The organism is Candidatus Nanopelagicus limnes (genome assembly GCF_002287885.2).
GTDB lineage: Bacteria > Actinomycetota > Actinomycetes > Nanopelagicales > Nanopelagicaceae > Nanopelagicus > Nanopelagicus limnae.
In genome coordinates, this window is the sequence record NZ_CP016768.2 from 491979 (window position 1) to 517820 (window position 25842).

At 41.3% G+C, this 25842-nt stretch carries 29 protein-coding genes; 14 read left to right on the forward strand and 15 right to left on the reverse strand.

Annotated elements, in window-relative coordinates; genetic code table 11:
• The 3 genes from pknB to pnuC are packed head-to-tail and all read right to left on the reverse strand — an operon-like array spanning nt 1 to nt 3028.
• Nucleotides 1–1902 carry a Stk1 family PASTA domain-containing Ser/Thr kinase gene (gene pknB, locus B1s21122_RS02490; protein ID WP_095680800.1) on the reverse strand — a complete coding sequence of 634 codons (1902 nt, stop codon included), beginning with the start codon at nt 1900–1902 and terminating at the stop codon, nt 1–3.
• A 36-nt stretch (nt 1903–1938) separates the two neighbouring features.
• A complete protein-coding gene (locus tag B1s21122_RS02495) occupies nt 1939–2484 on the reverse strand; it encodes a uridine kinase family protein (RefSeq protein ID WP_095680799.1) in 546 nt (181 codons plus the stop codon).
• Nucleotides 2477–3028 carry a nicotinamide riboside transporter PnuC gene (gene pnuC / locus B1s21122_RS02500; RefSeq protein ID WP_095680798.1) on the reverse strand — a complete coding sequence of 184 codons (552 nt, stop codon included), beginning with the start codon at nt 3026–3028 and terminating at the stop codon, nt 2477–2479. The genes B1s21122_RS02495 and pnuC overlap by 8 nt, the downstream gene beginning before the upstream one ends.
• A 132-nt stretch (nt 3029–3160) precedes the next feature.
• On the opposite strand from pnuC, the gene B1s21122_RS02505 reads away from it, so the two are divergent.
• Together B1s21122_RS02505 and B1s21122_RS02510 are read left to right on the forward strand one after the other, a co-directional pair.
• Nucleotides 3161–3490: a lycopene cyclase domain-containing protein gene (locus B1s21122_RS02505; protein WP_223299083.1), complete on the forward strand. Its 330-nt coding sequence runs from the start codon at nt 3161–3163 to the stop codon at nt 3488–3490.
• Nucleotides 3490–3795, forward strand: a complete 306-nt coding sequence (locus B1s21122_RS02510) for a lycopene cyclase domain-containing protein (RefSeq protein WP_095680797.1) — start codon at nt 3490–3492, stop codon at nt 3793–3795. The genes B1s21122_RS02505 and B1s21122_RS02510 overlap by 1 nt, the downstream gene beginning before the upstream one ends.
• Here the strand turns inward: B1s21122_RS02510 and B1s21122_RS02515 are convergent, their stop codons facing one another.
• The 3 genes from B1s21122_RS02515 to B1s21122_RS02525 are packed head-to-tail and all read right to left on the reverse strand — an operon-like array spanning nt 3796 to nt 7271.
• A complete protein-coding gene (locus B1s21122_RS02515; protein WP_095680796.1) occupies nt 3796–4707 on the reverse strand; it encodes a phytoene/squalene synthase family protein in 912 nt (303 codons plus the stop codon).
• A 3-nt stretch (nt 4708–4710) separates the two neighbouring features.
• On the reverse strand, nt 4711–6195 hold the full coding sequence (gene crtI, locus B1s21122_RS02520; protein WP_095680795.1) for a phytoene desaturase family protein: 1485 nt from the start codon (nt 6193–6195) through the stop codon (nt 4711–4713).
• Between the two features lie 2 nt (nt 6196–6197).
• Nucleotides 6198–7271, reverse strand: coding sequence for a polyprenyl synthetase family protein (locus B1s21122_RS02525; RefSeq protein WP_095680794.1), 1074 nt, complete (start codon nt 7269–7271; stop codon nt 6198–6200).
• Nucleotides 7272–7294: 23 nt separating this feature from the next.
• Between B1s21122_RS02525 and metF the strand changes: the two genes are divergently transcribed.
• A complete protein-coding gene (gene metF / locus B1s21122_RS02530; protein WP_095680793.1) occupies nt 7295–8158 on the forward strand; it encodes a methylenetetrahydrofolate reductase [NAD(P)H] in 864 nt (287 codons plus the stop codon).
• The gene (locus B1s21122_RS02535; RefSeq protein ID WP_095680792.1) at nt 8158–8775 is read left to right on the forward strand and encodes a CDP-alcohol phosphatidyltransferase family protein; all 618 of its coding nucleotides are present in this window, start codon (nt 8158–8160) and stop codon (nt 8773–8775) included. The genes metF and B1s21122_RS02535 overlap by 1 nt, the downstream gene beginning before the upstream one ends.
• Here B1s21122_RS02535 and B1s21122_RS02540 read toward each other — a convergent pair.
• The 5 genes from B1s21122_RS02540 to B1s21122_RS02560 are packed head-to-tail and all read right to left on the reverse strand — an operon-like array spanning nt 8772 to nt 13607.
• Nucleotides 8772–10265: a phytoene desaturase family protein gene (locus B1s21122_RS02540; protein WP_095680791.1), complete on the reverse strand. Its 1494-nt coding sequence runs from the start codon at nt 10263–10265 to the stop codon at nt 8772–8774. The two genes, B1s21122_RS02535 and B1s21122_RS02540, sit on opposite strands and share 4 nt — an antisense overlap.
• A complete protein-coding gene (locus tag B1s21122_RS02545) occupies nt 10266–11330 on the reverse strand; it encodes a glycosyltransferase family 2 protein (protein ID WP_095680790.1) in 1065 nt (354 codons plus the stop codon).
• Complete coding sequence (locus tag B1s21122_RS02550) at nt 11330–12142, reverse strand: carotenoid biosynthesis protein (protein ID WP_095680789.1); 813 nt, start codon at nt 12140–12142, stop codon at nt 11330–11332. The genes B1s21122_RS02545 and B1s21122_RS02550 overlap by 1 nt, the downstream gene beginning before the upstream one ends.
• Before the next feature lie 17 nt (nt 12143–12159).
• Entirely contained in the window at nt 12160–12822 is a 663-nt protein-coding gene (locus B1s21122_RS02555; protein WP_095680788.1) for a spheroidene monooxygenase, read from the reverse strand.
• On the reverse strand, nt 12819–13607 hold the full coding sequence (locus B1s21122_RS02560) for an alpha/beta fold hydrolase (RefSeq protein WP_095680787.1): 789 nt from the start codon (nt 13605–13607) through the stop codon (nt 12819–12821). Before B1s21122_RS02560 ends, B1s21122_RS02555 begins: the two co-directional genes overlap by 4 nt.
• A 20-nt stretch (nt 13608–13627) precedes the next feature.
• On the opposite strand from B1s21122_RS02560, the gene B1s21122_RS02565 reads away from it, so the two are divergent.
• Complete coding sequence (locus B1s21122_RS02565; RefSeq protein ID WP_095680786.1) at nt 13628–13939, forward strand: rhodanese-like domain-containing protein; 312 nt, start codon at nt 13628–13630, stop codon at nt 13937–13939.
• On the opposite strand, the gene B1s21122_RS02570 is transcribed toward B1s21122_RS02565, so the two are convergent.
• The 4 genes from B1s21122_RS02570 to B1s21122_RS02585 form a co-directional block, all read right to left on the reverse strand.
• Nucleotides 13929–14330, reverse strand: coding sequence for an arsenate reductase ArsC (locus tag B1s21122_RS02570; RefSeq protein WP_095680785.1), 402 nt, complete (start codon nt 14328–14330; stop codon nt 13929–13931). The two genes, B1s21122_RS02565 and B1s21122_RS02570, sit on opposite strands and share 11 nt — an antisense overlap.
• Entirely contained in the window at nt 14323–14988 is a 666-nt protein-coding gene (locus tag B1s21122_RS02575; RefSeq protein ID WP_095680784.1) for an MIP/aquaporin family protein, read from the reverse strand. The genes B1s21122_RS02570 and B1s21122_RS02575 overlap by 8 nt, the downstream gene beginning before the upstream one ends.
• A gap of 24 nt (nt 14989–15012) precedes the next feature.
• On the reverse strand, nt 15013–15780 hold the full coding sequence (locus B1s21122_RS02580) for a sulfite exporter TauE/SafE family protein (protein ID WP_223299085.1): 768 nt from the start codon (nt 15778–15780) through the stop codon (nt 15013–15015).
• Nucleotides 15781–15853: 73 nt separating this feature from the next.
• The gene (locus B1s21122_RS02585; RefSeq protein WP_095681244.1) at nt 15854–16270 is read right to left on the reverse strand and encodes a DoxX family protein; all 417 of its coding nucleotides are present in this window, start codon (nt 16268–16270) and stop codon (nt 15854–15856) included.
• Between the two features lie 139 nt (nt 16271–16409).
• On the opposite strand from B1s21122_RS02585, the gene dinB reads away from it, so the two are divergent.
• From dinB to mraY, 9 genes are all read left to right on the forward strand, one after another.
• Entirely contained in the window at nt 16410–17594 is a 1185-nt protein-coding gene (dinB, locus tag B1s21122_RS02590; protein WP_095680782.1) for a DNA polymerase IV, read from the forward strand.
• A gap of 46 nt (nt 17595–17640) precedes the next feature.
• Nucleotides 17641–17985, forward strand: a complete 345-nt coding sequence (locus B1s21122_RS02595) for a DUF3040 domain-containing protein (RefSeq protein ID WP_095680781.1) — start codon at nt 17641–17643, stop codon at nt 17983–17985.
• A 189-nt stretch (nt 17986–18174) separates the two neighbouring features.
• Entirely contained in the window at nt 18175–18606 is a 432-nt protein-coding gene (gene mraZ, locus B1s21122_RS02600; protein WP_095680780.1) for a division/cell wall cluster transcriptional repressor MraZ, read from the forward strand.
• 191 nt (nt 18607–18797) lie between these two features.
• Nucleotides 18798–19751: a 16S rRNA (cytosine(1402)-N(4))-methyltransferase RsmH gene (gene rsmH, locus B1s21122_RS02605; RefSeq protein WP_095680779.1), complete on the forward strand. Its 954-nt coding sequence runs from the start codon at nt 18798–18800 to the stop codon at nt 19749–19751.
• Nucleotides 19751–20131: a cell division protein FtsL gene (gene ftsL / locus B1s21122_RS02610; RefSeq protein WP_095680778.1), complete on the forward strand. Its 381-nt coding sequence runs from the start codon at nt 19751–19753 to the stop codon at nt 20129–20131. The genes rsmH and ftsL overlap by 1 nt, the downstream gene beginning before the upstream one ends.
• Entirely contained in the window at nt 20131–21939 is a 1809-nt protein-coding gene (locus tag B1s21122_RS02615; RefSeq protein WP_095680777.1) for a peptidoglycan D,D-transpeptidase FtsI family protein, read from the forward strand. Before ftsL ends, B1s21122_RS02615 begins: the two co-directional genes overlap by 1 nt.
• 2 nt (nt 21940–21941) lie before the next feature.
• Nucleotides 21942–23408 carry a UDP-N-acetylmuramoyl-L-alanyl-D-glutamate--2,6-diaminopimelate ligase gene (locus B1s21122_RS02620; RefSeq protein WP_095680776.1) on the forward strand — a complete coding sequence of 489 codons (1467 nt, stop codon included), beginning with the start codon at nt 21942–21944 and terminating at the stop codon, nt 23406–23408.
• A complete protein-coding gene (locus tag B1s21122_RS02625) occupies nt 23408–24787 on the forward strand; it encodes a UDP-N-acetylmuramoyl-tripeptide--D-alanyl-D-alanine ligase (protein ID WP_095680775.1) in 1380 nt (459 codons plus the stop codon). Before B1s21122_RS02620 ends, B1s21122_RS02625 begins: the two co-directional genes overlap by 1 nt.
• The gene (mraY, locus tag B1s21122_RS02630) at nt 24784–25842 is read left to right on the forward strand and encodes a phospho-N-acetylmuramoyl-pentapeptide-transferase (RefSeq protein ID WP_095680774.1); all 1059 of its coding nucleotides are present in this window, start codon (nt 24784–24786) and stop codon (nt 25840–25842) included. The genes B1s21122_RS02625 and mraY overlap by 4 nt, the downstream gene beginning before the upstream one ends.

The following is a 25842-nucleotide window of genomic DNA, read 5'->3' on the forward strand; positions in this document are numbered from 1 at the left end:
CTATCTTAAAGTGAGCGTAATTACAGCGCCTTGTTTAACTCTTGTACCAATTGCTGGTGAAATGTTATTTACTTTTCCAACGCCCTTGATTACAACTTTAAGTCCTAAATTCTCAATATCTAAGCTAGCGTCGTTTTTATTTTTACCTAAAACGTTTGGCACAAAAACAAACTCTGGTCCTTTAGATACAACTACTGCAATTTTGCTCCCCAATTCAATTGAATCAGATTTGTCAGGAGTTTGAGAGATTACCTGACCTTTGAAAATGCTATCGCTAAATTTATATGTAACGTCCACATCGAAACCCTGATCAGTTAACTCTGATAATGCCTCGTCGCCACCTTTACCTACAAAAGATTTGAGAGAGATTTTTTCGATTCCCTTACTTACTTCAATATTTACAATTGACTTACGTTTAACTGCTTCGCCACTTTTTGGGTCAGACCGGACCACAAATCCTGAAGCTAGTTGCATATCAAATACTTCATTGATATCACCAACTGTTAATCCAAGCTCAGAAAGTTTTTGAGAAGCAACATCAGGTGTTAATCCTTTAAGATCTGGAATTTGAATCCGCTCTTGACCTTTGGAAATCACTAAGCCAACTGTGCCAGCGGGAGAAACCTTTCCACCGCCACCAGGTTTTGATGAAATCACTTTACCTTTTTCAATATCTTCACTGAACACCTCTTCGGCAACTTCAGTTTCAAGCCCTAATTTTGAAAGTGTTGATTTAGCTTCAGATTGAGTCAGCCCAACTAATGAAGGTACAGAGATTTTTCCTACACCTAAGAATGTATACCCACCAAAAATCAATCCAGATAGAAGCAAGAGAGCGATTATTCGATTACGCCTTACTCTTCTAGAAACCTTGCGTTTTTTAGTTCTCACTGAATCCTCTGGCTTAGAAACATTAATAGGCTTAGTAGAGATTAATTGAGAAGTTTTTTCTTTCAAGCCTCCAAAGGCAGAACCCACGGAAACTTTCTTTCGCTTACTAATTTTAGGCACTACTGGTGGCAAATCAAGTTCCAAACTTAATTGTCTGCGTTTTGGATCTAGTTTTGCTTGAATATCACGGACCTTATTAAGTAACTCTTCAGCATCTTTTGGTCTCTGATCAGGATTTGGTGCGGTTGCGTCAAATACTAGATCTGCAATTACCTCTGGAATATTGCTGTTTATCTGATTAATTCTTGGAATACGGTCATTGACATGGCGATATGCAATTTGAATTGGTGTTTCACCATCGTATGGTTTCTTACCGATTAACATCTCAAACAAAACAATGCCAATTGCGTAAATATCACTACGGGCATCAGCAACACCTCGTTGCACCTGCTCCGGGGATAAATAAGAGACGCTACCAAGCACAACGCTTGATTCGGCAGTCATGGTTTGAGCCATGGAGGTGTTTCTAGCCAAACCAAAGTCAGCAACTTTTATTCGACCATCCTTTGAAATCAAAATGTTCTCAGGCTTAATATCTCGATGAATGATTCCAATTTTATGTGCTGCTGCTAGGGCGCTAAGGACTGGATTTATTATTTGAATAGTTTGCTCAGTATTAAGCACGCCATTTTCGTTTAGGAAATCCCTAAGGGTTGTGCCCTCAACTAATTCCATTACGAGAAATACTGCGGGTGGACCACCTTCATTCCAACCTTGATCTTGAATCGAAACTATATTTGGATGAGATAGCGCAGCAGTTGCCTTCGCCTCTTTAATGAATCTTGAAACAAATGCCTCATCATTAGCTAGATGGGCATGCATGATTTTTACCGCTACTGGCCGATCAAGCCGAGTGTCAATGCCGGCATAAATTGTTGCCATTCCACCAGCTGCCAAACGCCGTTGAAGCAGATAGCGATTATCAATCAGCTCACCGGTTAGATCAGACACAACGAAAGTTTAGAGAGAAAGTTTGAAATTTATAGTTTAAGGCACGCCAGATATCGTGTAATCCGCAACTTTATCGGTTAATTCAGCAGAGAAATGTTTATTTTGGTCTTTTAAGAAATTTAGCATTTCTGTTTTAACCTTCTCGCCATCTCGAGCAATCACCCGTTCAAAACCAGACTCGGCATCAAATTCCACCCAAATGATTCTCGAAAGTATTTTACGAAAAGCACTTTGCCCTGCCCCAACACCCTCCAGTAACAAAGTTTGAGTGGGGGCAACTTTTATGGCTTCATCAAAAACGTTTTGATGCCAATTAAATTTTTTATAAATAACTTCATGGCCCTTTAGAAAAGGATTAAGGATTTCATCACAAACTCGCCTAGTTAAATCCTGTGATAATGGATCCTTCCAGCCACTGTATAAATCATCCATATGAACTACTTGGCAATCGGGTATGTCTGACTGCAACTGCAAAGCTAAAGTAGTTTTGCCTGAACCTGCAACGCCATCGATTGCAAATACTCGTGGGGAAGTGGTTTCAATTTTCGCTAGGTTATTAAGTAACGTTTGATAGTTAATCAATTTTGAATTTTTCAGACTCTTGGCGCCATCGCACCCAGCCCCAAATGGCAATACCTGTGAAGATTAAATACAAAAAGCCAGTTAAATACAATTCACCTTTAAAGTACTGATAGGTATAGGCAAGATCGACAATTACCCACAATGGCCAAGCCTCATATCGTTGCCAAATCATTAGCAATTGGGCAATAACACTGCCGACAAATCCAAAGGATTCAATGGCAGAAGAAGTTGCTCCGATATTTATCAATAATGGCCAGATAGCAAGGGATGACACAATCAAAATTGCCACTAATGAGATTCGCTCTTTTGTGTGAGATTTTCTAGGTTTGACTCCTTTTGGTCCCCAGCCAAACCAACCCCAAATTCCGCCAGCTATAAAAATGAATTGAAGCGAGGCACTTGCATAGTATTGAGATTGAAAAAACAAGATTGCGTAGAGAAGAGAACTAACTCCCCACCAAGGCCATGTTATGCGTGGACCTAGCACACCAAGAATTACACCTGTTAGCGAAGTAATAAAAGCGAAAAATTCTAAAATAGACATGATGAACCCCTTTCCAATTCGCATTATCGAACTGGTCAACCGGTCGGCCTGAATTTCAAGCCCTCTCAGCTAAATTTCTTAGCTCCCGTGTTATTTATCTTAGCCTAAAAGAAAGTTGTCTATAGTTAGCAAGTGTTGAAATTCGGTTACATGGCAATGATCCTATTCACAATCATTGGTTCCTTTTGGCTTGAGGTTGTTTTAAAGATAGGCGTCTTAAGGCGCGTCAAAAGATTAGTGTTGAGCATTTTGCCTGTTTCAGTATTTTTCCTGGCTTGGGATGCATATGCAATTGCCCAAGGACATTGGTATTTTGATAAGGAGCAAATACTAGGAATTTTTGGACCATTTGATATTCCTTTAGAAGAGTTTTTGTTTTTTACATTTATTCCGATTGCAGCTGTTATGACAATTGAAGCTGTTCGAACTGTCAAAAAGCACTGGCCTGTGGGGGATGAGTGATGGTTTATACCGATATTGCCGTTCTGGCATTTTTGTTCTCGATAGTTTTTGATCTGTTTATCATTAAGGCGAGGTTAATACGGCGCGCTGTGTTTTGGACGAGCTATGCAATCATTTTGCCATTTCAGCTAATAACTAATTGGTGGCTTACATCAAGAAAAATAGTTATGTATAGCCCAGATGCAATTATTGGAACTCGTATTGCATCTGCTCCGGCTGAAGATCTACTTTTTGGATTTGCCCTAATTCTATGTGTTATGAATATGTGGATATTCTGGGGCAGAAAAGGTATACAGAAAAAATAGTTATTTCTTAAATTTCGCTCGCATATACGCAGGCCCTGCGACCTTTAATCTACGCCAACTAGAAGTTTTTGCCCGCTTGTTAAACACTTCATAATCAATTTTTTCTACCTCATCAACAATTCCACAGTAGAGCTCACTCGCTGCCAAAATACATTCACGGCTTCCTGGGGTTAGCAACTTTATTCCAGAGTCAGACTCCTCTTGCAGCTTCCTAACTCTGAGAATTTGCTCCTTAAGTGCATTCCTTATTGCAGGTGTAAGCACTTTGTCCTCCAACATCGATCGTGTAACGCCATGGGCCACAAATTCAGAAACTGGTAGGTAAACTCTTCCTCTGTCTAAGTCTTCACCAACATCTCTAATAAAATTTGCAAGTTGAAAAGCAACACCTAATTTTTCTGCTGCAATTTTGGCTTCGTTTAAACTGGAAGGGGAAACCGTACCTAATACATGAACCATTTGTAAGCCAATTACGGCTGCAGATCCATAAACATACTCATAAAGATCTTGATATGTTTGATACTCAGTAACAGTTAGATCCATTTTCATTGAGTGTAAAAAAGCTTCAAAATAGGCAATCGGAATATCAAATTTCATAGCAGTATCAACTAGTGCAGCCGCAATTGGATCCTGACTGCTGCCTGCTCGAAGATCGCGCAGTACTTGATCGCCCCACGAAATTAGCGCAGTCGCTTTTTCTTCATCCGTCAGTGTTGAGTTCAGATCATCAACTATTTCATCTGCATATCTGGCAAAACCATAAAGCGCGTGAACAAATGGTCGCTTTTCTTTTGGCAGCAACAAAGTGGCAAGATAATACGTTTTTCCGTGGAGTGAATTCAGCCTTTTACATTCAGTATATGAAGCTCGAAGCCTAGGATCTGTTATCCCAGCTGCGGTTAATTCATCCATCGATTACTTAACTGGCCCAACAATTCTCTCAGCAGCTAATCTGCCTGAGATCAACACCATTGGAACTCCAACTCCCGGTTGAGTGCCAGAACCTGCAAACACAATATTTTCATATCCCTTAGCAAGATTTCTCGGACGAAACGGTCCAGTTTGGAAAAAGGTATGGGCGCTAGCAAATGGTGCACCTTGCTCCATTCCTTGTTTCTGCCAATCCAGAGGAGTTGTCAATTGTTCAACTTCAATTCCAGCACCAAATCCTTCATAGCCACGAGCTTCTAAAGCTCGAATCATTTCATCTCGGTATTTAGGCGCAGTTACTTTCCAATCAATGTTGGCACTTAAATTTGGAGTTGGGAATAAAACATAATAAGAAGATTTACCAGCTGGTGCTAGATCAGGATCATCTTTTGATGGAACTGTAACTAAAATACTTGGGTCGCTCATAAGTGTTTTCTTCTTAATTAATTCATCAAAGACACCATCCCAAGATTTTCCAAAATGAATATTGTGATGAGCAAGGTGGTCATAACTCTTATTTGATCCAACTAACAAAGTTGCACAAGATGGAGAGTATTTCAGGCGCTTGACCGACCTTGGTTGCCCGCCTAAGAGATCCTGCCAAGCAACTGGTAAATCTGGATTTAACACAACTACATCACAAGGTATGCGTTGCCCATCATCGGTTATAACGGCAGTCGCCCTGCCATTGCTTCGCTCTAGTGAAGTCACTGTTGTGTTGTATTTAAAAACAACTCCGTGCTTTTCGGCGGCTCCGGCTAATGCTCTTGGAACTGCATGCATTCCACCTTTAGGGAAAAAGACTCCATTGACTGAATCCATGTAGGCAATAACTGCATAAATTGCTAATGCTTGTTGTGGGCTAACGCCGGCGTACATCGCTTGGAAAGAATAAACTTTTTGAGTTCTTGGGTCCTTTAAGAATTGATTTACTTTTGGAGCCAAACGTCTAAAGCCACCTAAGGCGATAAGTCTAGCCAAATTTGGAGTTAACAAATTCAAAGGTGAATCAATATTTCTATCTATAAAGTCATTCATTTCATATTTATATAATTTCGTTACAAAATCTACATATCGTCCATAACCAGCTGCTTCAGCCGGGCTAATACTCTTTGCAATCTCTTCCTGCATCTGATTGGTATCTGCGTGAACATCAAGTTGGGAACCGTCATGGTAAAAAGCACGATACAAAGGTTTAAGAGGAATTAGTTCTAGCCAATCTTTTAAATCCTCACCAACGCAAGCCAGTGCATCTGCAATCAAATCTGGCATGGTCAAAACTGATGGTCCAGTATCAAATGCAAACCCAGATTTATTTAGCAATCCATTACGACCGCCTGGTACAGATTCACGTTCTACTACTGTGACTTTGCGGCCAGCACCAGCTAATCTCAATGCAGCACTTAATCCAGCAAGGCCTGCGCCTACAACTACAACGTGGTCGGTGGGACCTTTAACTTTGGCTGGCACTGTTAAATCTTTCTATTAGTAGCAAGGATCGCTAGTTCAGTTAGTAACTGCTTACCATCTGGGCTAATTCCATCATGCTTTAGAGCAGTAAGAGAAGTGCTGGTGAGTTCTTCAATCATCATTTCAATGTGAGAAGTAGCACCTGTATCAGTAATTATCTGCTGAAGATCTGAAATCATGCTTGGAGTGAGATTTGGATCTCCAATCTGTTTTTTTAATTCAGCAGATTGCACTGAATTCGCTCGTTCTTGTGCAACTGCTAATAGGGCGGTGCGCTTTCCCTCTCTTAAGTCATCACCTGCTGGTTTGCCCGTTTCTGATGGATCTCCAAATACTCCTAATAAATCATCTCTTAGTTGAAAAGCTTCACCAAGTGGTAATCCATAATTTGAATAGGCATGCATTAATTCACTTGATGCGCCAGCTAGTGCTCCACCAAAATGTAGAGGTCGCTCTATCGTGTATTTACCAGATTTATACCGAGCTACTTTAAGAGATCTTTCAATACTTTGAGTTCCCAAAGACTGCTCGTAAACATCTAGGTATTGTCCCGCCATAAGTTCTACTCGCATTTCATCGTAGATTGGCAGAGCTCGAATTAAATCTTGACTTGATATTCCCGAGTTATGAAGCATCTGAGCTGACCAAATAAGTGCTAAATCTCCAATTAAAATTGCTGATGCCACTCCAAATTGGGCAGAAGATCCAACTAAATTATTATCAACATGCATTTTTTCAAAAGATTTATGAATACTAGGAGCACCGCGCCTGGTATCAGAGGCGTCCATGACATCATCATGGACTAATGCGCAAACATGAATTAATTCAAGACTTGCAATAGCTGAAACTAATTCCTTATTTAGTTGGGCAGATGCTCCAATTAATCCAACGTATGCAAACAAAGGGCGTAATCTTTTTCCGCTATCGAGGAGGAATTTTTCAAGTGCAATTCCAACGGGGTCTAATTCAGGTCCGATTTTGGCAAGGTACTTATTTTCCCGCTTTATAAACTCAGCAAGCACCTGATTTATCTCAGCACGAATCACTTTGATATCGCTAGTCGCAGAAAAACTCACGGCGCAACGGTACCCTGCCTGCTGTGAGCAATGATCAGAGAGCCACTTCCTTCTCGTTGGAGTTCTTCCCACCAAAGGATCTGGCAGGAGAAGAACGGCTCTGGCAGGTATTGGCACAACTTCAACCCTTAAAGCCAGACTTCGTATCAGTTACCTATGGCGCTGGTGGATCCACGCGAGATAGAACAATTCGTGTTACCACTGAAATTACTGATCGCACCCAAATCCCAACGGTTGCTCATTTAACCTGTGTTGGCTCAACTAGATCTGAATTAGTTGAAGTTTTAAATCAATACAAAAAATCTGGGATTAAAAGTATTTTAGCGTTAAGGGGAGATCCACAAGGAGGACCAACATCTGAATGGCAATCAATCCCTACCGGATTAGATCATGCAGATGAACTCGTCGAGTTAGCTATGCAAATAGGTGGATTTAACATTGGAGTTGCTGCATTTCCAGATGGGCACCCAGCATCAGATTTTAACTTGGAAAAAGATGTCGATGTGCTTTTGCGAAAAGAACAGCTAGGTGCGACCTTTGCGACAACACAATTCTTCTTTGAATTTGATAAATGGCAAAGCATTGTAGATCGATTAGCAAAGCGTGGATCTAATCTTCCAATCATCGCTGGCATACTTCCTATTACAAATTTAAAACAATTGAACCGAATGGTCGAATTAAGTGGAGTGACGATTCCAGCTCATATTTCGAAAAGATTTGAGAATGCGGGGGATGATCTAAGTGAGATCAAGAAAATAGGTATTGATATTGCAACTGAGCTTGGTAGTAAATTACTAGCAGCAAAAGTTCCAGGAATTCATTTTTATACAATGAACACTGCTGAATCAACAATTGTAATTGCAAAAAATTTAGGTTTGGTTAAATAATGTCTAAAAATGAATTCTATTTAGCCTGGAGCAAGTTACATGGTGATGCCAAGATTGCGGGAATTGTTAAAGGCTGGCTTAGCATCTCTTTTTCTACTTCGAAAGCCTTGGCTAGGATACGAATAACTCCTAACGCATTAACAATTTTAGGTTTAGTGTTTGGCGTCTTGCTTTATATGAATGCAAATGCAATATGGGCGCCGTTGATCCTGGTTATTTCCCTAATCTGCGACGGCGTTGATGGCAGTCTGGCAATCATTACTGGTAAATCCTCGAAGTGGGGTGCGTTATTGGATTCAGTAGTTGACCGACTCACTGAAGTCTTTTGGATTCTTGCACTTTATAGTTTGGTAGTTGATTCAAAGATACTTATCGCCGTTTTGATTCTGGCATCAGCTCAGGAGTACCTAAGAGCTCGCGCAGGTGGAGTTGGGTTAACCCAAGTTGGCGTAGTTACCCTTGCAGAACGTCCAGTAAGAGCCTCATTTGTTTTTGTAGCTTTGGTCGCATTTAATCTAAATTTAGAGATCCTCAATCAGATTACTTTTGTGTGGTTAATTTTGCAGGCATTTAGTTTTTTAACAGTAGCTAAATTTGTTGCTGCAAAATTAAATTAAGCTTTACCAATAGCGTTTGCAACAATCTCAGCGCTAATACCGACGAGTGGCAATCCACCTCCGGGATGGGCTGATCCTCCTACGCAAAACAAACCTTTTACTTTTGACCTATTGCGAGCTCTTAGAAATGCTGAGGCTGCAGAGTTACTTGAAGTTCCATAGATAGAACCACCAGGTGCCATCGCATAACTTTCAAGATCATATGGAGTTCGAAATTGCATTACCTCTAATCTGTTAGATACATTCAAACCTAATTTATCCAATTTGTTTATAATCAACTTTGCATAGTTATCACCACCATTTCGCCAATCCCAGCCAGATTCCACATCATGACGCGGGGCATTAACTAAGACAAACCATGCTTCTTTGTTACTGGATTTGACCATGGCTGGATCCTTTGGAGCACAGATATAAATTGTTGGATCACTTACTGGAGTTTTCTTCGTAAAAATCTGATCAAATTCTGCATCATAATCTTTAGGGAAGTAAACATTATGGTGCTCAATGTTTACTGCTTCACCTTTACTGTTATCAAGTCCTAGAAGTAGAGAAAATCCAGCAAGGGATTTAGTTGCTGCTTTTAGTTTACGACGCTCGCTCTTAGCTGAGGAAACATTCTTATCCAGTAATTGATTGTAAACATACTCTGCATCTGCATTTGCTACTACCAGATCAGAATTAATTACTTCACCATTTTGAGTTTGAAGGCCAGTAACTGCTTTACCTGATGTAAGAATTTTTGTAACTAAGGTGTTGAACTTAAACTCAACTCCAAGATCTCTACATCTTTGCTCTAGCGCAACTGAGAGCTGACCAATGCCACCCTTAATGTGCCAAGCCCCAAATGTGCTCTCAACAAAAGCAATAGTAAGTAGTACTGCTGGCGCACTCCTTGGATCACTTCCGGTATAGGTTGCATAACGATCGATGATCATCTTTAAATGTGGGTCTAAATTCAAGTCAGTACTTAGCTTTCGAAGAGAGGTAAATGGTGCTATTTGTTTTACTTGACTAAGTAAATTTCTGCGTTTAAGCAGGGGCCAGATTGACCTTAACTCTGATTCAACAAAAGATTCACGCGAAGCTTCCCACATCTTCTCTGAACGATTAATGATTTTTTCCCAGCCCTGACTAGCAGCTTTGCCGAAAGACTTTTCAATTTCTAGGTAAGTTTTAGGATTAGAAAGATTTGGAAATACAACAGATTTTCCATCTGCAAAATGGTAATTAAATGCTGGATCAACGGGGGCAATATCTAAGATGTGCTCAATTCGTTTTCCAGTCTTAAGGAATAAATCTCGATATACAGCTGGAAGTGTTAATAGTGAGGGACCGGTATCAAAACCGAAGTCGCCAAACCATTCAGTTCTGCATTTACCGCCAGAGCGATCACTATTCTCATAAATTGTTACTTCATGCCCTTGTTTAGCCAATCTTGCGGCTGCGCTCATCCCACCAACACCAGCACCTATTACAGATATTTTTGCCACTCAGATCACCGTTCTATCGCGCCAAGTGATTGTATTGGTTGTTTTTCCATACCAGGAGAAGAGTATTAATCCCAGCAGCATCAAAATAGCAAGCGGATGAAAAATCGCACTATTCGGTAGAGAGCCAGTTCGTAATGATGAAATCATGCGGCTTAATGTGATCAAACCAAATGCAGCTAAACCAGATGTTGAGCCCAAGGCGGTAGAAATTATTGGAAGTATTCCAGTAACTATCAACAAGGCAATTGCCAGAATTGTTCCAGGGACTGAACCAAAAGCTTTCCATAAGGATTTTTGGTAACCCTTGAATAATTCCATTTTGTTTTTATACATATGACAAGTGGCAATGTTGCTCGCCTCGGCTACGCCACCTTTATACCCTTGCTTAAGTAAATTACGAGCCAACATAAGATCATCTAATACCTCTGTTTTAATGCCAGCATGAGCGCCCGATTTAAAATAAGCATCTCTTTTGATTATTAAAAACTGCCCATTAGCAACCGCCATAGATTTAATTGAATATTTCTGGGCAATTAGAAGCGGCACCGAAGATAACCAAGACCATTGCAGTAGTGGCTGGAATATTTTTTGAACAAACCCAGAGGTAAGTTGGCGAGGATAAGGGGATATGAAATCCCAATTACCCATTTTTGAAATTGAGTTTGCAACCGCATAATCACTCAACCGAACATCAGCATCTACAAACACCAAATAATCACCGCTACTTTTCTCAGCAAGTTGCTGGCAGGCCCATAACTTTCCAAGCCATTTATCTGGCAACTTTTCACCAGATATCAATTCGACAATAGGAAAAACCTTAACTTCATTTGAAGTGTTATCTGTTGATCCATCATCAATAGCTATTACTTCAAGAGTATCTAGCCCTTTTTGCGCCAATACGCTACTTAAGCAACCCTTTACATTCTCCTCTTCATTTCGCATCGGAATTAAGACTGAGACGCTACCTGAGACTTTAGTTGGTGTATTTTTTATGACGCGGATTGTTAATGAGTTAAAGATTACTAAAACTAGTGCTAGCGCAGAAAGGTAAAGTGAAATTTCCATTAATTATTAGCTGGTGGACCAAATCGTAATAAGAATATGTAAGGCAGAAGGAATAATCCAAATACAAGTCCACCAATAAATGCCACACCGGTGCGATCAAAGAAGAAAAGATTTCCAACTACACCGGCAAACCAGGTCCACATTAAAAAGAAATCAGGAACAGCAGTTGAAGTTGAAACTTTTCGTCTATCAACTCGGAGCACTGCGTTAAGAATTGCCATTAAACCCATGCCAGTTAATAGCCAACCAAATGCATTTGACAGTGGAATTTCAGGTTGGAATGGCACATGCGATCCAGTGAAATCCCATGTCCATCTTTCAGCAGAAACCATTTGTGGGTCTAGAAATAGATCCCAAGCCATCATGCCAAAACCGCCATATAGGAATACCCAATTTTTTGTAACTTTTCTGGCAGCAAGTAAAACTGGGTGAGCCAACATCACCCAAGCAAAAGGAACAACTAAAGGAACACCATATATTTGATAACCCAACGTAGGTGAGTACTCATAGCTACCAAATGGCCAACCACTTCTGCTGCCGATCTGCTCGATGACTAGTGCGTAGGTAAAAGTAATGAAAAGGAATTGAAGTGAGTAAATGAATCCATATGCAAGAGATGCATGGATAAACATTGCTGCTGCAGCCCAGTAAACCGTAGCGATTGTTACAACTCGCAGTGCTTCACCATCAATTAAGGGGTAGGAGATTTGCAGACCAATCGCAACCAACAAGGTTGCATACAAAATAAATAGCTTCCAACTAGCAACCTGCCTGCGAAGATTTTTTCTTGGGTAGAACTGGCGAAGTGACATGGGCTAATTGTGCCTTATTACTTGAGCACGCCTTGCTCTTCTATAACCGCAAACCGCGCAAATAGCTCCTCGGAATACCATTTATTACTTTCAGTTGCTGCGATTGCCGCAACATGAGCCCGCCCCTTATACGCAAAATCTCGAAGCGCTGAAGCACTTTCCCAGAGTGAGAAAGTTCCCTGTAATCCAATTGGTGCCTCACCGATTCCAATTGCATTTATTAGACCCGGTGATTTATGCAAACTTTCAGTAACAGGAGGCACGGCTTTCCAAAACTGAAAATTCTTTCGCCAAACAATCCGTGCTCTGGTAATTGCTGCTATTTTCCCACTCCATTCAAACTTTTCAATTGAGAATGGATCTTGCTTTGACCATAATCCATGAGAGGAGATAGGTTTTAGAATCGCTCGGTATTGATTATTTGATATTTTGCGCCATAGTTTGAATACATAAGAATCTTCTAGAGCATCCAAATTCGATTCTTTAATTGTAACTAAAATTCCCCAACGCAATTGATCGGCATCCTTTGGAGTAAAGCTCTCACCTTTCCCAGTTCCTAGTAATTTTATAAACCCAATTCCTGAAAATCTTTTAAGAAGTAATTTGTTAGTTGCCATATTCAAAATGGCTATTGGAAGAGCTAACGGTTTAATGCGCCAGAAATATACAACTGTAATCACTGTGATACTCCAACTGTTTGTAGAATTTCTGAAAGTACTTCACTTGGGCTATCCCACATAGGTGCATGCCCGGTTTGTGGCAGAATAATCCACTTCGCATGTGCTGGGGCAAGAGATCGCTCCTGACATGTTTTCGCAGGCAAGGTATGGTCACTATCGCCAAAAACTATTGTGATTGGTATTTGTGAATCAATTTGCTTATCAAATCTTTTACCTAAGAGGGCATCCCAAGCCGGAAAGTATCCAGTGGATTGGGCCATCGCAGATGTTGCATCTAAACAGATTTCATAACTAAGCTCTTTCCAACGGGGCGAAACTGTTTCAAATCCAATTTTTTTAGCCCAGGTGTAATTTAAAAGAGATGGCGCAAGTTTTTCTACGCCACTTGCCATTACGCGAAGTGCAAGCTCTCCAGGGTATCTAGAGGTGAATGGGGTAAGCCACAAACCAGCGGGTGCTAATGCGGTTATGGATTTAACTGCGGCTGGGTTTAAAACAGCTATCTCAAAACTAACCCAACCACCTAAGGAGTTTGCAACTAAATGAAAACTTTCAATACCAATATTTTTTAAGTTCTTTAGCACTAACTGGGCAAGTGAAGTTGGATCCATTTTTTGAATGGGTGAGTATGGGGTCCGACCGTGACCAGGTAGATCAATGGTTACTACAGAAAACTGTTTGGCTAGCGTTGGAATAATTGGTTGCCAAGCTGTGGCAGCAGATCCCATGCCATGAATTAAAACTAGCGGCTGACCTGTGCCATGAGTTTCAATTGCAAGTTTCACAGAGATAAGATTACCTTCTGATGATAAATCTTGATGCAGCGCAGTTTTCGCAGAAAATCACCGATCAGAAGGTTGTAATTCTTGATGTCAGAACCGCTGCTGAATTTGCTGAAGGCCATATTCCTAACGCAATAAACATAGATATTTTCTCAGATTACTTCACCGCTGATGTTTCTGCCTTAGATAAATCCCTGGAATATGCAATTTACTGTCGTTCAGGTAAGCGTTCAGTTGATGCTGCAACCGCTATGGATGAAATTGGTTTTTCTACTTCAAACTTAACTGGTGGAATTATTTCTTGGGCTGAGGCAAATAAAGAAATTATTTGCTAGTTAAAGTTGGAATCAACTCTTCAACTAGTTTTTTGATCTGATCTCGAATTGGCCGAACATCTGCAACACCTTGGCCAGCTGGATCAGGCAGAACCCAATCTAGATATCTTTTACCAGGAAAGAACGGGCATGCATCCCCACAGCCCATGGTTATTACTACATCAGATTGTTCAACTGCTGCGGTGGTTAATACTTTTGGTTGTTCATTTGAAATATCTATGCCAACCTCTTTTAAGGCCTCAACTACTGCTGGGTTTATTGAATCAGCCGGCGCAGATCCAGCTGATCTAACTTCAACACGATCACCTGTTAAATGGGTTAGAAATGCAGCAGCCATCTGTGATCGACCAGCATTATGAACACAAACAAAGAGTACGGATGGCTTACTCATCAGATTTTTTACCTGCAATAGTTAAATTCTTAGCCACAATCAGACCAACAAGTGCGCCAATAAATTGGGCAACCACAAAAAGCAATACAGAATCTAGTGCAATACCCGTAAATGAGTTTGTAAATACTCTTCCGATTGTTATCGCAGGATTAGCAAATGAGGTACTTGAGGTAAATAAAATTGCTCCAAATATCCAGATTGGAACGTAAATTGCAATCAACTCATCTTTTTTGCGGAAAGTAAGAATTATTAATACTAAGACGGCAGTTGCAAATAGCTCTGAGAAAAATAGATTTGAACCATCTCGACTAATTGTTGATTGCTTTAGAAAACTTTGGTCATAAATTAGGTTGGCAATCCCAACCCCTAAAATTGCGCCCAGTACTTGTGCTGCAATATATAGGGCAGCTAGTTCATTTGAAATCTTCTTGAGAATCACCATGACAAAAGTAACTGCTGGGTTAAAATGCGCACCACTTGTCTTCATGCCCACCTTAACTACAACAGCTAAGCTGAGTGCGGTTGCTAGGGCGTTGATCAATAACTGAACTCCACCATCTTGAGCAAGGTTTGCGGCCATGTGTCCTGAACCCACAATTGCTATTGCCAAGATCATGGTTCCAATAAATTCCATACCGATGGCTCTTTTTTGCTTCATGCCTGCCCCCTTGGTGGTGAAGAGTTATATTTGAGTCAAAATAGTAAATCCGGCTAAGCCAAGTAACAGAAAGGCAAAGCCTCGTTTTAGATGAACAGTAGGTGTTTTTGCTGCCAATCTGGATGTATAGCGAGCAATTAACACTGCAGCTAGCGCTATTAAAACTGGATAGCCCCAATCAATCTCTTGCCAAATTGAAAACTTGGCTAGGAATGCGGTTAAACAGTTAAGGGCGATTATGAGAAGTGAGGTTCCAGCAGCTTTGTTTTGTGGGGTATGAAAAAACAAAACCAGAACTGGGATTGCTAAGAATCCACCTCCTATTCCAAATAAGCCAGTTAAGGAGCCAATCAAAAGTGAAAGCAAAACCAATGCCCAGACTGGAATCTTCTTTTCAGGTGAATCTTTAATCGGCCCCTTAAGCATTGAATATGCAGCGCCAAGTAAAACCAGTGAGAACCCAATTAAAATCACTGAATCTGCAATCTTTGCGACAATCAAGCCAAAGCCAATATTGGTAAGAAGTCCCAGCGCCCAAATTGTTAGCGCTTCCTTAACCAATACATCTTTACTTTTAAATTTTGGACCAAGACCTGCAACTGCGGCCAAGAAAACAACTGCAAGGGCTGCTGTAGTGGCAGCGACCGGGGTGAAATCAAATAGGTAAAGCAGAATTGGAACGGAGACCATCGCACCACCTGCGCCAATAAAGCCAAGCACTGCGCCAATAAATCCACCGCTAAGTAATGCAGTAAGGATTAAGCCAATCTCCATAACCTGATACTCCCACATATTTACTAGATAACGGCAGAAAAAAACCGCCCCCGTGGCTTAGCACCAAGAGGGCGGTTTTTACTTATTTAAATTAGCTAAAAAACAGCAGTGTTCCTACGTTGCTGCCAAAATCTGCGCCACCACGAAGCAGTGCAAAAATAATCAATGCTGCACCAGCAAGGGAAAGATCCTTGAAGAATGCAATTGACTCATTTTGCTTAGCTGTGGCATCACTTTCTTTCCAGAATGCATGCATGAGTACTGCAGTTGGAATTAAGAAGATGGCAATTAATAGCGCACCAAGATCAGCATAGAATCCAAGCACGATATAGATTCCACCAAGTATCATCATTAATCCACTTAGATAAACTGAGATCTTAGCCATTGGCACTTTCTTGTACTGGGCATATCCGATCATTGCTTGGGCTTTTGTAAAGTGATTTACGCCAGAGCTAATGAAGAGCAATGCAAACAGCACTCTGCCTGCTATTAAAAGGATTTCTGTTATTGACATGTATTTCCTTACCGCTAGTTTTCGCCCAATTGGGCCTTGGCAATAACGGTAAGGGCTACTGTCAGGTATTTAAACTAAACTTAGGGTGTGTTCAATGAAAATATCTATTTCTTATTCATGATGAGAGAAAAGCATGAGTAATGCCGAGCAACTTGCCACCATCTTGCATGTGGATATGGATGCCTTCTACGCATCAGTTGCAGAGAAAGATAATCCAAAATTAAAAGGTAAAGCAGTTGTGGTTGGCGCAGGCAGGCGTGGGGTTGTCTCAGCTGCAAATTATGAAGCACGTAAATTTGGTATCAGAGCTGCAATGCCAGTTTATAAAGCAAAAGCATTAGCACCACATGCAATTTTTATCTCACCAGATATGGCTCGCTATGAAGAGGTATCAATAGAGGTTATGAAAATATTTGAGGAGGTAACCCCATTAGTTGAACCAATTTCATTAGATGAGGCATTCCTAGATGTAACTGGTTCGAAAAGATTATTGGGCAGTGGCCGGCAGATTGCAGATTTAATTCGCAGGCGAGTTGAAGAGCAGGAGGGTATTACCTGCTCGGTTGGTATTTCTCACAATAAATTTATTGCAAAAATTGCATCTAATCACTGCAAACCAAATGGGGTATTAGAGATTGATCCAGAAAAAGTCTTAGATTTTCTTCACCCACTTGCAGCAAAAGAGATTTGGGGAGTGGGCCCAAAGACTAATGAGCAGCTAATGAAGATGGGGCTATTAACAGTTGGTGATATTGCAAATACACCGCGCAGTACTTTAATTCGAGTCTTGGGCCAAGCAAGTGGCAGCTCCTTATATGAATTAGCTTGGGGGCGTGATTATCGAGATGTTGAGACTGAGCATATTGAAAAAAGCATTAGCGCCTCTGAAACCTTTGATCTTGATTTAGATTCGCAAGAGGAAATCCTGAAGGAGTTTTTAAGATTAACTGAGCGGGGTGTGGAGCGGATGCGAGAGAAAGCCTTTGCCACTAACACTATTTCGATAAAGGTTAGATTTGCAGATTTTAAAACTATCTCAAGATCAAAAACAGTTGATTTACCAATTACAGGAACGCAGGAAATTTTTGAAGTGGTGAAAAATCTTTATCTTTCCTTAAATCTAGATCGGGTTTTGATTAGGTTAGTTGGCATCAGCCTTGATTCATTAGTTGAGGATGAGGATGTTAAGCAGTTAACACTTGGCGAGCGCGCTACCGGCTGGCGCCAGGCAGATAAGGCGATCGATCGAATTAAGGGCAGATTTGGCGCGGGCAGTCTTCGGCCAGCCAGATTGGTTGAAGATCACCAAGATGAATAGGGGCATAGGGTTTTCAAAATAACTCTAAGTACTCTATATTTCGAATATGGCCCTTTCAGATCATGAACGAAAGCTATTAGCTGAGATGGAGGCTGCCTTAGAGCAGGAGGATCCAAGACTTCTTTCTACTCTGACCGGCAAAGCCCGAACTAGACAGAGCTCTCGAGCCCTGCTTGGCCTAAGCATTTTGGTAGTTGGCCTGCTAGTTCTAATTAGTGGCTTAATCGCCCAAGTGACTGTGGTTGGGGTTGTTGCATTTTTAATCTGCCTAGCTGGGGTGCTTTTGATCATCACAAATATCACCATTAAAACAGGGGGTAAATCCATTAAAAAACCAGGCTGGGGCTCAACCCTGGAAGAGCGATGGGACCGGCGCAGCAACGATAATTAGTTAAATAGGCCTTCCTAAATCTGGCAGCCACCCTCACCGGGTGGTTTTTTTATGCCCATTTACAAAGGTTTACAAAGGTTTACAAAGGGGAGGGCGGGGGAGGCAAAGTGGGTGCGGGGGGTTGAAAGTGGGGAAAAAGGGAGTAAAGTGGTGACCTAGGGCAATTCTTGAGCGTGGGGGGTCACAGCGATGTTTCTTGGCACCCATGAACCAAAGCTTGATGAAAAGGGCAGATTAATTTTGCCAGCCAGATTTAGAGATGAGTTATCTGAAGGTTTAGTAATAACAAAAGGTCAAGAGCACTGTCTTTATGTTTTCACCGCTGCTGAGTTTGCATTAATTACTGAAAGATTACGACAAGCACCAGTTACGCAAAAAAATTCTCGTGATTATTTAAGAGTCATGTTTGCCGGCGCTCATGATGAGGTGCCAGATAACCAAGGTCGCGTGACTATTCCAGCTGGCCTTAGAACTTATGCAACATTAGAAAAAAACTGTGTAGTAATTGGCGCAAATACCAGACTTGAAATATGGGATGCAACTGCGTGGAGTAAGTATTTAGCAGATCGTGAAAAAACCTTTGCTGATGTTTCAGAGGAGGTGCTACCTGGATTGTTTTAAATCCAATCAATTATCTATTTAGGCCACCGCCCCTCATAAAGATTCGCGGCGCCACTTCCCCGGTGCCGCGTGTTATTTGAAGATGATCCGTCGAGCGGCGGTGACCTAAGTAGGTAAGTGAGGTAGCAAGTGAAGGTGAGTAAGAAAAAAGAAAAGTAATAAAAAAAGGTAACGAGGGGGAGGAGAGAAAAATGAGTGCAGATCTAGCACACATTCCAGTAGCACTTGATCAGTGCGTTGATTTGCTCTCCCCAGCATTTGCTAATAAATCAAAGCCTTACTTACTAGATGCCACCTTAGGACTTGGTGGGCATGCAAAGGTATTTTTACAACAATTTTCTAATTTACATCTTATTGGAATTGATCGTGATCAATCTGCCATAAAGATTGCGCAAAGTAATTTGGCCGCCTTCTCCGATCGAGTAAGTATTACTCACGCTACATATGATCAGATTCAATTGGCGCTAGATAATGCCGGGGTTTCAAAGGTTGATGGCATCCTCTTTGATTTAGGTGTTTCATCAATGCAGTTAGACATCCCAGAGCGTGGCTTTTCCTACTCCCAGCAAGCCCCTCTTGATATGCGAATGGATCAAAGTAATCCACTTACCGCATCCCAAATTCTTAACACCTACTCACATGGTCAGTTAGCAAAAATCCTGCAAAATTATGGCGAAGAGAAGTTTGCAAGCAAGATCGCTGAAAATATTATCAAGGCTCGAAATGCTGGCACTTTAAATACCACCACAGATTTAGCTCAGATTGTGAAGGATTCAATTCCAGCCCCGGCTCGTCGCACCGGTGGAAACCCAGCAAAGCGAACCTTTCAAGCACTTCGCATTGAGGTTAATCAGGAGTTAGCGATCCTAGAAAGGGCCATACCGGCCGCATTAGATGCTTTAGCTATAGGAGCTCGCCTAGTTGTAATGAGTTATCAATCCCTTGAGGATCGCCTTGTTAAAGGTTTTTTCACACAAGCTACCAAATCAAATACCCCACTTGGACTTCCAGTTGAGCTACCAAACTCAGCTGCCTCTTTTGAATTACTTCATAGTGGTAGCACCGCTGCAAATGAGGCGGAGCAGTTAAGTAACCCACGTTCACAATCTATGCGCTTGCGCGCTATTGAGCGAAGGAGTGCTTAATGGCGATATTTGAATTAGCCCCGGCAATTAGGATCTCCACCAAAATTGTTAAAGCCCAAACCAATAAAGCGGTTTTGCGATTAGCACCAGAGATTAAAAATGGTGAGGTCGCAAATGATCGAACCTTTATAGTCTTTCTAGCAACTATTTTCACCGCTGGATTGCTTTCGCTACTGGTGATAAATACTGCGCTCGCACGAGATGCCTTTGTGCTCGGACAACTTAAACAGCAAGCACAAGTACTAACTGATCAACGTGAGGCTATTTTGCAAGAGGTGGCAGCAAAATCATCCCCAGATAAATTGGCACAAAGTGCTAGCGAACTTGGCATGGTGGCATCAATTAATCCAAGATTTTTAGATATGTCGGTGGGCAAGTGATGAACCAACAATTACTTGTGCAGGATCGGATTCGAAAAATTGTGGCCATTGCAATTGTCATTTTCTTACTCTTTGGTCTGCGCCTTATTGAAATTCAAGCAATTAGAGCTAAGGGGTATGTCGAAAAAGCTGATACTGAGTTAAGTAAATCCGCCACCTTGCTTGCTCCTAGAGGAACTATTTATGACATTAATGGAGTGGAGCTAGCTAGATCGATCTCTGCTATGAACATCGCAGTTGATCAAACTGTAGTAAATGATCCAATTGCAGCAGCTTTGGTGGTCGCGCCAATCCTAGGTATGACGCCGGCGCAGTTAGCGCCGCAATTAACTGGTGATCGCAGATATGTTTTGATTGCCAAAGATATTACGCCAGAAAAATGGCGGCAGGTATATGAAGCAATTGGCGCCTATAACAGTGAAGTGTTAAAAACTAAGGAAGGTATTAGTAAGCGAATCGGTGGCTTTGTGCCAGAGCGCAGCTACATTCGAGATTATCCAAGCGGAAAATTAACTTCCTCATTAGTTGGAATTATTAATGATCAAGGCTTTGGTGCTTCGGGAATTGAAAGCAGTTTAAATGGCCTACTTGCTGGGGTAAACGGTAAGTATGTATACGCCAACGGCCGAGGAAACATAATTCCAGGATCAGAGCGGGTAAGTGTTGAGGCAAAATCTGGCACAAGTGTTCGGTTAACAATTGATCGAGATGTTCAGTGGGTGGCTCAAAATGCAATTAGCCAGGCAGTTTCAGCATCACGTGCACAATCTGGCACTGTGATTGTGATGGATCCAAAAACTGGCGCCATCTTGGCACAAGCTAGTGCGCCTACTTTTGACCCAAGTATTTCAAGTTCAATTACTTTAGAGAAGTTAAAGAACCCAGCGGTGCAAGAGGTTTATGAACCTGGCTCAACTGGAAAGGTAATTACTGTTGCAGCCGCTCTACAGGAAGGTTTAGTTACACCTGAATCTGTTTTCACAATCCCTTACAAAATGAAGGTTGCAGATCAATACTTTCATGATCATGAAAAACACCCAACCCAGAGATTAACTACCGCAGGTGTGTTAGCTGTATCAAGTAATACTGGATCAATTCAGATCGGACAAAAACTAGGTAAAGATGTTTTATATGATTACCTTCGAAAATTTGGTATTGGAGAGAGCACTAATTCAAAACTACCGGGTGAATCAGCTGGAATTTTGCATCCAGTTAAAAACTGGTCCGGCACCTCACTTCCAACAATTGCATTTGGTCAAGGGTATTCACTAACAGCAATGCAAGCGACCTCTGTGTTTGCAACAATCGCAAATGATGGCGTGCGTGTTTCACCTTCAATACTTGCTGGCGTTGTTGATGAAAGCGGTAAGTACACACCTGCTAAACCAAATAATTCAGTGCGGGTGCTTAGCTCACAAACTGCAACTGATATGCGGGCGATGATGGAGAGTGTGGTTTCAAGCAATGGAACTGCTCCAAGTGCTGCTATTTCAGGCTATCGAATTGCTGGAAAAACTGGAACTGCAAATCGATTTAATTCTGCTTGTAAATGTTACAGCGGATATACCGCATCATTTATTGGTTTCGCACCAGCAGATGCGCCAAAGTATGTAATTAGTGTGACAATTCAAGATCCAAAAGGTATGCACTGGGGTGGGGCTTTAGCTGGTCCAGTGTTTAAAAAAGTTATGAGCTTTGTTCTACAAAGTGAGCGAATACAGCCAACTATCGCGCCTAAAACAACATTCACATTAACTGAAGCTGCCCTTAAATCTTCAAAGAGTAAGAATGACAAGGCTGGTGCCTAGTTATGAGAATCATTCCTGGCACACCTTTAGCAAAATCTTTACTGGAGTTTGATTCAAAGATATTCGATCAGCGGGTTTTTATCAGTGGGGTTTCAATAAATGCGCAAAAAGTAGTGCCTGGTGATCTATTCATTGCGTTCGCTGGAGCTAACACACATGGCGTTTCCTATCTAGAGCAGGCGATAAGTAATGGCGCAGTTGCAGTTTTAAGTGATCAAAAAATTAAATCTTCAATTCCATCCTTCATTCACCCAAAACCACGTGAAATTGTTGGTCCAATCTCTGCCTGGCTTCATGGACACCCATTTGAAAGTATGAAAGCAATAGGAATAACCGGCACTAACGGAAAGACAACTACTGCCAATTTAGTGAAGCAAATCTGGCAACTGAATTCAATTAAGTCAGGATTAATTGGAACACTTGGTGTTGAAATAGGGGAGGAGAAATTAGAAAGCGCTCGAACCACACCTGAGGCTGATGACCTGCAGGCAATTGCTGGGGCAATGGTTGAGCAAGGATGTAAAAATCTGGTGATGGAAGTTAGCAGCCATGCAATTGATCAAGGCCGGATTAAGAGCGCAAAATATGAGGTTGTAGCCTTTTCTAACCTGACCCAAGATCACTTGGATTATCACCTTAATATGGAGAATTACTTCCAAGCTAAGGCCAAGCTATTTACATCTGAGTACGCAAAAGTTGCAGTGATTAATATTGATGATTCATATGGAAAAAAACTATCACACCAAGTGAAGATCCCAGTTGTCAGCGTATCGCGCAAAGACTCAAATGCAGATTTCTACCTGGCAAAAGCTGAGATTAAAAATGGTCTCTACCAAGTTGAGATAAAGAGTAAATCAGGTGAGAGCTTGATTGAAAACTTTGCATTGCTTGGAGATTACAATTTAGATAATCTCCTTTTAGCGGTAGCCATTGTTAATTCTGTAGGTTTGTCCTTAGACAAAATTGCGCCCACAATCGGTAAATTACACAGTGTGCCTGGCAGGCTAGAGAGTGTTAACGCTGGTCAGAAATTTACCGCCTTAGTTGATTATGCCCACACGCCAGATGCTGTGGAAAGAGTTATTGCAACAGTAAAATCAGTGACCGATGGAAAAATAATTGGGGTACTTGGCTGTGGTGGAGACAGAGATGCTAGTAAACGCTCAGTAATGGGGCATGCGTTGTTTAATGGATGTGATCTTGCAGTATTTACTAGCGATAATCCAAGGAGTGAATCGGCTGAGTCTATTTTGAAGGAAATGACTAAGGGCTTAGACCTTGGTAAAAAAGGATTTATTGAAATAGATCGAAAAAGTGCAATTGATTTAGCAGTTAAAAACGCTCAAAGCGGTGATGTAGTTTTATTGATGGGCAAGGGTCATGAGAGTGGGCAAGAGGTAAATTCAGTTGTTACGCCATTTGATGATCGTGTTGAATTAGCTGAATCAATCAAGCGATTGGTCCGTTAATGCTAAAAATTAGCGCAGCTGAATTCGCCAAGATAGTTGCCGGCCAGCTTCATGAAATCTCTGAGTCGACCATGATCGATCAAGTTCCGGTTATCAACTCAAAAAACGCAACAAAGGATTCATTTTTTGTTGCCTTTGAGGGCCAGCAGGTGGATGGGCACAATTTTGTCACCGAAGCGATTAATCTTGGAGCAAAGTTTGCTTTAGTAAGTAAACCTGTTTCCGAACCTCATATATTGGTAGCCGACACTGGTAAAGCTTTAATTGATTTAGCTATATACATTCGATCAAAATTACCTGAGCTAAAAATTGTCGGCATCACTGGCTCGCAGGGTAAAACCACTTCTAAAGAATTCTTACACTCAATTCTTAAACTTGAAGGTGAAACCGTAGCAACGGCTGGAAACTTTAATACCGATATTGGTGTTCCACTGACCCTGTTGCGCTGCAATGATCAAACCAAGTTTTGTATTTTAGAGATGGGCGCAAGACACTCTGGTGATATCGCAAAGTTAACAAAAATAGCCAAACCAAATGTGGGAGTAGTGCTAGTTGTTGGTACTGCACACATTGGTGAGTTTGGCTCGGTTGAGGCAATCGCTAAGACCAAGGCAGAGTTGATAACAAATTTGCCGGCTAATTCAACTGCAGTACTTGGAAGTTATGATATTTACACTCCTAAGATGGCAGAATCTTTGGAGTTAAAAAAAGTTTTGTTCGGAGTTAATCAAAATGTTAGGGCTGCAGATTTAGAAATGCATGGTGGGTATGCTCACTTTGATTTGGTTACACCTGCCGGCAGAAATCCAGTTTCTTTGCAGGTTTTAGGTGAACACCAAGTTCCTAATGCACTTGCAGCCGCCGCCGCAGCTTTTGCTTTGGGAGTTGTTAATGAAAATATTGCAGTTGGTTTAACGACTGCCACTTTAGATAGTAAATGGCGGATGCAAATAGAGGAGATCAAGGGCATTCACTTGATTCATGATTATTACAATGCTAATCCAGAGAGCATGAAGGCAGCTCTAAAAACTTTGATTTTATTAAGTCAGGAAAGTGGTGGAGCTAGCTGGGCAATTCTTGGCAAAATGCATGAATTGGGTGCTACTGAGGCAGAAGGCCATAAAGAGGTTACGGCTTTTTCTAAGGAGATTGGCCTTGACCACCTGCTGGCTGTGGCGACTGATCTTTATCAAGACGTTCAGAATCAATCTGATTCCGAACATATGCTCCTACATAACTGCCCAAACCCTGAATCTGTTTTACAGTTGGTCGATAATCTTTCAAGTGGAGATGTAATTTTGTTGAAAGCATCGCGCTCTGAAAGGTTTGAAGATTTAGCAAATGCCATTAAGGCCAAACTGATTGGAGATCAGACGTGAAAGGCATATTACTTTCAGGAGCTATCTCTGCGATTTTTGCATTCTTTGCAACTCCAGCTTTAATCAAATTACTAGCAAAAAAAGGTTACGGCCAGATTATTCGAGATGATGGTCCAACCACTCATCATGTTAAGCGCGGTACTCCTACTATGGGTGGAATTTCTTTAATCACTGCAGCTATCACCGGTTATTTTGCGAGTCATTTGCTAACTGGTGTGTCAGCTACTACTTCGGCGCTTCTAGTAATAGCACTAATTATTGGGTTAGGTTTTGTTGGTTTCTTAGATGACTGGTTAAAGGTTGCTAAACAAAAATCTATGGGTTTAAATGCAAAACAAAAATTGTTAGGACAAGCAATAGTTGCTGGATCATTTGCATATGCTGGATTACAATTCCCAGATAAAAATGGATTAACGCCAATCTCTATGAATCTATCAACAGTTAGAGATACTTCAATAAAACTTGGAATGGTGCTGGTAATTATTTGGGTTATTTTGATGGTTCTAGGAACTAGTAACGGCGTGAATTTAACTGATGGCTTAGACGGTTTGGCCACCGGCGCTGCAGTAATGGTGTTCACTTCATTTATTTTGATTGGCGTTTGGGAGTTTGGCCAAAGCTGCGCGGTTTCTCCTGGCTTAAAATGTTATGAGGTTAGAGATCCGTTGGACCTTGCAGTTTTAGCAGCCGCATTAGCAGGAGCTTGTGGTGGATTTTTATGGTGGAATGCTTCGCCTGCAAAGATATTTATGGGAGATGTTGGCTCGTTAGCACTGGGTGGCGCACTTGCTGGAATTGCAATCACGTTAAGAACTCAACTACTTCTTGTAGTGCTTGGATTTATTTTTGTTTTGATTACATCTTCAGTTATTTTGCAAGTGGCCTATTTCAAAATTTCTGGTGGCAAACGGATTTTCAAGATGGCTCCACTACAACACCATTTTGAGTTAATGGGTTGGGGAGAGGTAACAATCGTTATTAGATTTTGGATTATTGCAAGCCTTGGTGTTGCAGCAGGTTTAGGCCTCTTCTATGCCCAATGGGTTGTTTCCTAG

What these genes read in the sequence shown, in the direction of transcription:
- B1s21122_RS02625 (WP_095680775.1), top strand. Translation starts at nt 23,408, where the DNA reads ATGCTAAAAATTAGCGCAGCTGAATTCGCCAAGATAGTTGCCGGCCAG.
- B1s21122_RS02550 (WP_095680789.1), bottom strand. Translation starts at nt 12,142, where the DNA reads ATGTCACTTCGCCAGTTCTACCCAAGAAAAAATCTTCGCAGGCAGGTT.
- ftsL (WP_095680778.1), top strand. Translation starts at nt 19,751, where the DNA reads ATGGCGATATTTGAATTAGCCCCGGCAATTAGGATCTCCACCAAAATT.
- B1s21122_RS02565 (WP_095680786.1), top strand. Translation starts at nt 13,628, where the DNA reads ATGATAAATCTTGATGCAGCGCAGTTTTCGCAGAAAATCACCGATCAG.
- B1s21122_RS02595 (WP_095680781.1), top strand. Translation starts at nt 17,641, where the DNA reads ATGGCCCTTTCAGATCATGAACGAAAGCTATTAGCTGAGATGGAGGCT.
- B1s21122_RS02620 (WP_095680776.1), top strand. Translation starts at nt 21,942, where the DNA reads ATGAGAATCATTCCTGGCACACCTTTAGCAAAATCTTTACTGGAGTTT.
- pnuC (WP_095680798.1), bottom strand. Translation starts at nt 3,028, where the DNA reads ATGTCTATTTTAGAATTTTTCGCTTTTATTACTTCGCTAACAGGTGTA.
- B1s21122_RS02515 (WP_095680796.1), bottom strand. Translation starts at nt 4,707, where the DNA reads ATGGATGAATTAACCGCAGCTGGGATAACAGATCCTAGGCTTCGAGCT.
- dinB (WP_095680782.1), top strand. Translation starts at nt 16,410, where the DNA reads ATGAGTAATGCCGAGCAACTTGCCACCATCTTGCATGTGGATATGGAT.
- B1s21122_RS02580 (WP_223299085.1), bottom strand. Translation starts at nt 15,780, where the DNA reads ATGTGGGAGTATCAGGTTATGGAGATTGGCTTAATCCTTACTGCATTA.
- B1s21122_RS02535 (WP_095680792.1), top strand. Translation starts at nt 8,158, where the DNA reads ATGTCTAAAAATGAATTCTATTTAGCCTGGAGCAAGTTACATGGTGAT.
- rsmH (WP_095680779.1), top strand. Translation starts at nt 18,798, where the DNA reads ATGAGTGCAGATCTAGCACACATTCCAGTAGCACTTGATCAGTGCGTT.
- B1s21122_RS02575 (WP_095680784.1), bottom strand. Translation starts at nt 14,988, where the DNA reads ATGAAGCAAAAAAGAGCCATCGGTATGGAATTTATTGGAACCATGATC.
- mraZ (WP_095680780.1), top strand. Translation starts at nt 18,175, where the DNA reads ATGTTTCTTGGCACCCATGAACCAAAGCTTGATGAAAAGGGCAGATTA.
- B1s21122_RS02570 (WP_095680785.1), bottom strand. Translation starts at nt 14,330, where the DNA reads ATGAGTAAGCCATCCGTACTCTTTGTTTGTGTTCATAATGCTGGTCGA.
- B1s21122_RS02615 (WP_095680777.1), top strand. Translation starts at nt 20,131, where the DNA reads ATGAACCAACAATTACTTGTGCAGGATCGGATTCGAAAAATTGTGGCC.
- B1s21122_RS02545 (WP_095680790.1), bottom strand. Translation starts at nt 11,330, where the DNA reads ATGGAAATTTCACTTTACCTTTCTGCGCTAGCACTAGTTTTAGTAATC.
- B1s21122_RS02510 (WP_095680797.1), top strand. Translation starts at nt 3,490, where the DNA reads ATGGTTTATACCGATATTGCCGTTCTGGCATTTTTGTTCTCGATAGTT.